The sequence below is a fragment of the Achromobacter sp. SIMBA_011 genome (assembly GCF_046535435.1).
In the GTDB taxonomy this organism is placed as follows: Bacteria; Pseudomonadota; Gammaproteobacteria; order Burkholderiales; family Burkholderiaceae_B; genus Achromobacter; species Achromobacter dolens.
Window position 1 is genome coordinate 1 of sequence record NZ_JAWRWN010000558.1, and the last position, 267, is coordinate 267.

The following is a 267-nucleotide window of genomic DNA, read 5'->3' on the forward strand; positions in this document are numbered from 1 at the left end:
CGCCCAACTGCTGGCGGCAAATGAGCAGAAATTTAAGTTTGATCCGCTGTTTCTGCGTCTCTTTTTCCGTGAGAGCTATCCCTTCACCACGGAGAAAGTCTATCTCTCACAAATTCCGGGACTGGTAAACATGGCGCTGTACGTTTCGCCGATTGTTTCCGGTGAGGTTATCCGTTCCCGTGGCGGCTCCACCTCTGAATTTACGCCGGGATATGTCAAGCCGAAGCATGAAGTGAATCCGCAGGCGACGCAGGGTCATCTGCGGAT

The 267-nt window shown here is 52.8% G+C and carries 1 protein-coding gene; it reads left to right on the forward strand.

The annotated features are described in order from the left end of the window. The coding region (locus SB816_RS32140) for a major capsid protein (RefSeq protein ID WP_410548262.1) at window positions 1–267 on the forward strand (267 nt) is incomplete at both ends.